This is a genomic window from Sphingobium sp. IP1, assembly GCF_002708645.1.
Taxonomy (GTDB): domain Bacteria; phylum Pseudomonadota; class Alphaproteobacteria; order Sphingomonadales; family Sphingomonadaceae; genus Sphingobium; species Sphingobium yanoikuyae.
The window spans coordinates 1-246 of sequence record NZ_NOIW01000283.1 but is presented as its reverse complement, the minus strand read 5'-3'; the positions used below and the strand labels follow the sequence as shown (position 1 = coordinate 246).

Below are 246 nucleotides of genomic sequence, written 5' to 3'. Positions count from 1 at the left end.
CAGCTGCCAGGGCGACAAGGAGCCGGGCATGGCGATGGTGCGGCTGACCGACAAGCCGGAGGAGCGGGCGGTCGAGGCGCATGTGCCGTTGCTGGCGTCGCGCACCGCGCGCTTCAAGCCGGGCTGGTGCCGGAATGCGCCATCTGGCGCATCTCAAACAGACACTCCGCGCTACTGGCACCTGTGGCCCTGACTCGCTAAGGCCGATCCATGCCTCGCGACATTCCCACGCTGCTCCACGATATT

Annotated in this window: 1 pseudogene; it reads left to right on the top strand. The window is 67.1% G+C overall.

Going from position 1 to position 246, the window contains the following annotated elements:
* Positions 1-193, top strand: a pseudogene (locus CG471_RS29970) (hypothetical protein); the annotation flags it as partial.
* Positions 194-246 lie beyond the last annotated feature (53 nt).